Here is a 6,577-nt window from a genome sequence, read left to right on the forward strand (position 1 = left end):
GATGGATCCAGTTGCAATTACATTAGGCCCCCTAGAGATTCGTTGGTATGCCGTCTGTATTTTACTTGGTTTAATGCTCGGAGTTTACTTAGCAGTAAAAGAGGCTCCACGCAAGAAAATCCTTCAAGATGATATTTTAGATTTTATCTTGATTGCCTTTCCACTTTCCATTATTGGAGCGAGAATATATTACGTTGCCTTTTCTTGGAGCGACTATAAAGACAATATCTTATCCGTTTTTGCAATTTGGAATGGCGGAATCGCTATCTATGGTGGTTTGATTACGGGAGCCATCATCTTGTATTTCTTTACACAGTACCGCTTTATCAAAACTCTAGATTTTCTAGATGTCGTTGCGCCATCGGTTATGTTGGCTCAGGCGATTGGTCGTTGGGGAAATTTCTTTAACCAAGAAGCTTATGGTAAAGCTGTTGATAGCCTAAATTATTTACCAGGATTCATACGTGATCAGATGTATATAGACGGTGCTTATCGTCAACCAACCTTCCTATTTGAATCGTTGTGGAACTTATTGGGATTTGTAGTGATTTGTATATTACGCAGACGTCCTAAACTTCTCAAACAGGGAGAAATCACAGCTTTTTATCTCATTTGGTATGGTTGTGGTCGTCTCTTAATTGAAGGATTGCGGACGGATAGTCTCATGTTCTTGGGCATACGCGTCTCACAATGGTTGTCTGGAATCCTAATCCTCGTTGGTATTATCATGGTTGTACTACGGAGGAGAAAAGCAACTATTCCGTTCTATCAATCATAAAGGAGAGAATATGATTATTGAAATTTCAGTGTTGATTATTGCCTTGTCCATCGCGGCGGTGGCAGTATACATTATTTTGTTTTTAAAAAAATTGAATACAGTAACGGATGAAGCGCAACAAACCTTAAAGGTCTTGACTAGTGATGTGAATGTAACACTCTACCAGACCAATGAGCTATTAGCTAAAACCAATGTGTTGGTAGAAGATGTTAATGGAAAAGTTGCTACTCTTGATCCGCTATTTGTAGCAGTGGCAGACTTGTCAACTTCTGTTTCTGACCTGAATAAATCAGCAAGAAATTTGACAGTCAAGGCTAAGTCTGCTGGAGCAAGTACAGTGAAGGCAGGTGGAGCGCTCTCTGCACTGTCAGCTATCTCATCTCTCTTAGGTAGGAAAGGAGAAAAAAATGGTAAGAAAATCTAGTAGTGTACTAACCAGTCTCTTATTGGGAGCAGCAGGAGGTGCAGCAGCAGCTGCATTTCTAGCAAGCAAAACTGGTAAAGTAGTCAAAGAAAAGGTAGTCAATTTTGCAAATGATTATAAGGAAAATCATGATGAAATCAATGCTGATTTCGTGAACAAAGCTCAAGATCTAGGAAAACAAGCATCTGAACGGTTCACTGAAGTGAAAACACAACTTGAAACTGGTGAACTGAGAGTTGAAGACTTGGTCAAATCTGGCAAGGAAAAATCTTTGGAAACCTTTGAACAAATCAAAGAAAAAATTGCAGAACAAAATCTTTCTACAGCGGATATTCTGGATGCAATTAAAGCTAAAACCACTAAAGCACCAACAGTTGATGTAACGGCTGATGATATTGAAGATGCTGTGGTAGTTTCAGAGGATATTGAAATTGATATTGATTCTGTTGTTGTTGAACCTACTGTGAAGGAAGTAACTGAAGCACCAACAAATGATAGCGAAGAGTCTCACAACCTCTAAAATAATAGTCAAAGAATCAATTTAGCATTGCTAAATTGATTCTTTCTTTTGACAAGAAATTTGTTCATTTGTGACGGAAGGAATAATTTTGCCACAAAAACCTTGTTAAATTCTATTATTTCCAGTATTGAAATAATCATTTCATGTTACAATGATTGATAGAGAATATTAGAAAGAAGATTAAGATGAAATTACCACGTTTTGGGGTTGAAGAATGGCTGAATGTCCATGAAAAAAATGCAAAATATGATATTGCAGGGGTTTCCATCAAATCATTAACCTTAGATGAACTTTTTGAGTTGACCAATACTTCTGCAGCGACATTTTACAAGGAACTGGGAAAGACAAAATTGGATTATGGCTGGATTGAGGGGTCTCCAGGGTTTAAGAAATCGGTCAGTCAACTCTATCGTACAATCGGACCAGAACATATCTTACAGACAAATGGTGCTACTGGAGCAAATTTTCTAGCCCTCTTTAGTCTAATTGAACCAGGTGATCATATTATTTCGCTCTATCCCACTTACCAACAGCTCTATGATATTCCAAAATCACTAGGTGCAGAGCTTGAATACTGGCAGATCAAAGAAGAATTGAATTGGTTACCAGATTTAGATGATTTACGTCAATTAATTCGCCCTCAGACAAAGATGATTTGTTTAAATAATGCCAATAATCCTACGGGTGCGGTAATGGATGATGTTTTCCTAAAAGAAGTGGCTACGATTGCGGCCAGTGTTGGTGCCTATATACTAGTTGATGAAATTTACACATCGTTTTCAGAAAACAACAATTCTTCCATTGTAGACCTGTATGAAAATGGCATAGCAGTCAACAGTTTGTCCAAAACCTACTCCTTAGCAGGTATTCGTATTGGCTGGGTCGCTGCAAATGAGAAGGTCATTTCCATTTTACGTGATTATAGGGATTACACTTTGATTTGCGCAGGTGTATTCGATGATATGGTGGCTCAGCTTGCTTTGGAAAATCGCCAGGCAATTTGGAAAAGAAACCACCGCATTATCCACGAAAATCTATCAATTTTGGACCATTGGGTATCTATGCAACCTAGGGCATCCTATATAAAACCTGCTTTTGTCTCAACCTCCTTTGTCAAATTGGATGTTCCCATTCCGATTGAAGAATTTTCTTTGAACCTATTAGAAAAATATGGGGTATTGGTAGTACCTGGAAGTCGATTTGAAAAAGAGGGGTATGTTCGCATTGGTTATGCCTGTGACCAAGAGACACTGAAAAAAGGATTGGAGCTATTAGGAAATGCTTTAGCAGCATACGACAAAAGTCATTGAAAATCAACTAGAATCGAAGATCCATTGACAACTCATCACAAATGATATGAGTTCTTCTCAGTCTATCTTTAAGTCAAAGATAGCAACTTCTGGTATTCTTTTTTTAAGGTAACAGGCAGAAATGTAGCACTAGAACTTTTCACTCATCGAGGATCTTGACGAGAGGGTATGTTGATTTTCAAGCAGTATAATCTTAATGTACATAAAAAAAGCTAGCTTAGAGAACCTAAACTAGCTTTTATTTTTATTGATAGTTGGGAGAGTAAAGAGATCGTTCCAATCAGGGAAATTTAGGTCGGGTTTTGGGAGGCGATTATTCCATCCCTCTAGCCAGATTTGATAACGGGTATCAAAGAGCATGCGAATGAGTTTATCCATCATCTCGGCTTCTTGAGGGGAGAATTCTTTTCTTAATCGATCAATCTCCTGTAATTTTTGCAAGGGATTGATGACAAAGTCACTAAAACGTTCGATACCAGCTTGAATGAAAATACCAAAAAATAGATCGAAAAAGGCTTGTAATTCTTCCTCTGTCAGACTAGCAGTCCATGCTTTTAAGGTACGGTCAATTTGCAAACTTTCTTTAGTAAGGGCTGGGGCGGTCCGAAAATCGTACCCATCTACCTCCCAAGAAAAGCTGATGTGTTGTAATAAACCGATTGTGCGGCTGCTCACTATTTGCGCTTTTTCTGGTGTTTCCAACATCATCCCTACAATGGAATTTTGAGGAATAATCGGTACAATTTTTTGTTTGATTCCCAAATACCCATCCGACGTCAAATACTGTTTATGAAGTCCTGGAGCGTCAAAAGCGTAAACAATCAAAATATATTGTTGAAGGGTTGGTGGAAGTTGAGAAGTAGCATAAATTGCTAAATTACCACCCTTCGAGTGGCCTGAAACATAAAAATCAGAATGTTGAGCAGCCATGATATCCTGCAAATAGCGACTGGCAGATTGTTGTGCAGGAATTTCCTTCATATAGGTCATATGGAAATCTTCCTTCCACCCAATGATGGTATCATCGGTGCCACGGAAACAGGTCAACACTGTATCTCTATCCAAGTGATAGCTAACTGCTGCAAATTGTTGTTGTAAATCAATCTGATAATCATTAACATAGGCAAATGCTTTCAAGTATTTATAGCGTTTTGAGCTAGCCATTAATTCAAAAAGAGTTAAGCGGCTCTTTGTGACCATGGTAAAAGGAGGAAATTTTTGATTGTATTTTTCATTGAAAGCATCAAATAATTTATCAATACGAATACCAGAACTGGTGAATTCTGTCGGAACAAGATCGTCAAAGGGGAGATAAGATAATTCTGTCAAGGCTAGAATATCTAATTTATTAATAGCTTGGTCATAGAAACTATCGTATTGGATATTTTTAATGTAATCTAGTAAATTTGGTATAAAAACCTCAAGTTTTCTTATAGATAAATAGTATAACCTAATCATGCATAGATGACAACTATTCGTATAGTTATTTGGCCATTTTCATAAAAATTTCACATTCATTTCCACTGAATAAATTTGCATGTATTTTATAGAATAGACTATAATAATAATAGAAGAGTGAAAGGAGATACAGATGCAGAAGATTTTTCTAGTCGAAGATGATAAACCATTAGCCAATTGGTCGCTAAAAACTTGACGAATTGGGGGTATCAGGTCCAAGAAGTAAAGGATTTTCAGACGATTTTGAAGCTAATCGACGATTTTCAACCTCACTTGATTATACTTGATATCAGTCTTCCTTTCTTTAACGGCTATTATTGGTGTCAGGAAATCCGTAAGACCTCTCGTGTCCCCATCATGTTTTTGTCTTCGCATGATCAGCCAATGGATATTGTCATGGCGATTAATATGGGAGCGGATGACTTTGTGACCAAACCCTTTGAAATGACAGTACTTTTAGCAAAAATACAAGGACTTTTGAGAAGAACCTATGATTTTGTTGGTGAGCAGAGTTTACTCTGGTTTGAACAAATTAATCAGCAGGGGCAAACAATTCTGATGGTAACCCATTCGACAGCTGCAGCAAGTCGGGCAAAACGGGTTTTATTTATCAAAGATGGTATTCTCTATAACCAAATCTATCGAGGTGAGCGGACCAGTCAAGAGATATTTCAGTTGATATCAGATACTCTGACTCTTATGGCGAATCGAGGTGAGTAGTATTATGTTTGGACTATGCTTTCGATTGGCGCTAACCAATCTAAAAAAGAACTGTCGTCTCTACTACCCATACGCAATAATGACCATTGTTTCCACAGCCATTTCTTATATATTTGCATCATTAGCTTTTCATCCTGATTTAGGTCAAGTTAAGGGAGCAAATGGAGTGACCCAAGTGTTGGGGTTTGGTATGATTGTGGTCATGTTAGCAGTTGCTATTATGGTTTTATATGCCAATAGTTTTGTCATGAAGCAACGGTCAAAAGAGTTCGGTGTGTATAGTATTCTGGGTTTGGAGAAAAAACACCTTCTTTTGATGACTTTCCTAGAAAATGTAGTCTACTCAACTAGCACTATTTTGACCGGCCTCCTTTTAGAACTGGCCTTGGACGATTCAACAAAAAAAGTAGTCGTTTTTGGACGACTACTAAGTTCTAAACATTCATTACCCAAAATCAATTTGGTCTAACATCGTTTCTCGACTGGCTTGATCTAATCGGCTCTTGACAGGGCTTTTTCTTTTCTGTTGATAGCAGACAAGAGGAAATAAGAATAAGTGTGTTCATGTGTCATAAAAACAGTAACTAAAACATTAAAATCAAAATTTATATGGAAAGCTTACTTGACATTTTGCGCTCTCAGGAGTATTATAAAAGCATGAAAGGAGCATGTTGTGAAAAATCGTTTGGAAGAATTACGAAAACAAAGAGGAATTAAACAAGAAGATTTAGCTTCTGCTCTTGAAGTATCTCGTCAAACAATAGGTTCTTTAGAAAATGGACGTTATAATCCCTCTATTATATTGGCATTTAAAATTGCAAGATACTTTCAAATGAGCATTGAAGAAATTTTTATCTATGAGGAGGAAAGTGAAGATGAAAAATAAGGGTCAGATTTGGTATATCGGTTATATTGTTTCGTTGTTTTTGATTGTGATAATTTTGGTTACAGATTTTCCTAAAATGGTAGATATTGGACTTGCTATTTTATTCAGTGCCGTTTTTGGCGTTTCTCATGTTCAAATTTTGCATGATAAAATGATTAAAAATGATGCAGACTACAAAATCAATGTTATGGACGAACGGAATATCATAATCAAAGAAAAAGCGGGAAATATAACAAATATGTTTAACACAATACTGTTAGGGGTGGCAACAGTTATATTTATTTGTTTAGACTACATCATTCCAGCTATTATTGTCGGAAGTATCATTGCAATCCAGCCGATTATTTTAATCATTATCAGTAGTGTGCTTGAGAAAAAAATGTAGAAATAAAGGTTCACACAAAGGTTCTGTTGCAAAGTTTTCCAAAAAATCTATTTTAGTGTAAAATTGAGAAAAAAGACAGAGAGGACAGAGTAATGA

At 36.9% G+C, this 6,577-nt stretch carries 7 protein-coding genes and 2 pseudogenes; 8 read left to right on the forward strand and 1 reads right to left on the reverse strand.

Translation table 11 applies throughout. The features are described 5' to 3' along the window. Position 1 precedes the first annotated feature (1 nt). From lgt to ACPC57_RS04245, 4 genes are all read left to right on the forward strand, one after another. Entirely contained in the window at positions 2-778 is a 777-nt protein-coding gene (gene lgt / locus ACPC57_RS04230) for a prolipoprotein diacylglyceryl transferase (protein WP_217374111.1), read from the forward strand. A gap of 13 nt (positions 779-791) precedes the next feature. Next, entirely contained in the window at positions 792-1,202 is a 411-nt protein-coding gene (locus tag ACPC57_RS04235; protein ID WP_277837698.1) for a DUF948 domain-containing protein, read from the forward strand. After that, positions 1,186-1,722 (forward strand): YtxH domain-containing protein, encoded by a 537-nt coding sequence (locus tag ACPC57_RS04240; protein ID WP_434066386.1) that lies wholly within the window; start codon positions 1,186-1,188, stop codon positions 1,720-1,722. The genes ACPC57_RS04235 and ACPC57_RS04240 overlap by 17 nt, the downstream gene beginning before the upstream one ends. Positions 1,723-1,907: 185 nt before the next feature. Further along, positions 1,908-3,032, forward strand: coding sequence for an aminotransferase (locus ACPC57_RS04245; RefSeq protein ID WP_277837662.1), 1,125 nt, complete (start codon positions 1,908-1,910; stop codon positions 3,030-3,032). Between the two features lie 231 nt (positions 3,033-3,263). Here ACPC57_RS04245 and ACPC57_RS04250 read toward each other — a convergent pair whose 3' ends face one another. Further along, complete coding sequence (locus tag ACPC57_RS04250; RefSeq protein WP_434066387.1) at positions 3,264-4,490, reverse strand: DUF2974 domain-containing protein; 1,227 nt, start codon at positions 4,488-4,490, stop codon at positions 3,264-3,266. 133 nt (positions 4,491-4,623) lie between these two features. On the opposite strand from ACPC57_RS04250, the pseudogene ACPC57_RS04255 reads away from it, so the two are divergent. The 4 genes and pseudogenes from ACPC57_RS04255 to ACPC57_RS04270 all read left to right on the forward strand — a co-directional run. After that, positions 4,624-5,009 (forward strand): annotated as a pseudogene (locus ACPC57_RS04255) (response regulator); the annotation flags it as partial. A gap of 205 nt (positions 5,010-5,214) precedes the next feature. Then, a pseudogene (locus ACPC57_RS04260) lies at positions 5,215-5,601 on the forward strand (FtsX-like permease family protein); the annotation flags it as partial. A gap of 282 nt (positions 5,602-5,883) precedes the next feature. Then, a complete protein-coding gene (locus ACPC57_RS04265; protein ID WP_002340535.1) occupies positions 5,884-6,096 on the forward strand; it encodes a helix-turn-helix transcriptional regulator in 213 nt (70 codons plus the stop codon). After that, a complete protein-coding gene (locus ACPC57_RS04270) occupies positions 6,086-6,481 on the forward strand; it encodes a hypothetical protein (protein WP_029486070.1) in 396 nt (131 codons plus the stop codon). The genes ACPC57_RS04265 and ACPC57_RS04270 overlap by 11 nt, the downstream gene beginning before the upstream one ends. Positions 6,482-6,577: the final 96 nt, after the last annotated feature.

This window comes from Streptococcus sp. VTCC 12886 (genome assembly GCF_049893425.1).
GTDB lineage: Bacteria > Bacillota > Bacilli > Lactobacillales > Streptococcaceae > Streptococcus > Streptococcus suis_AA.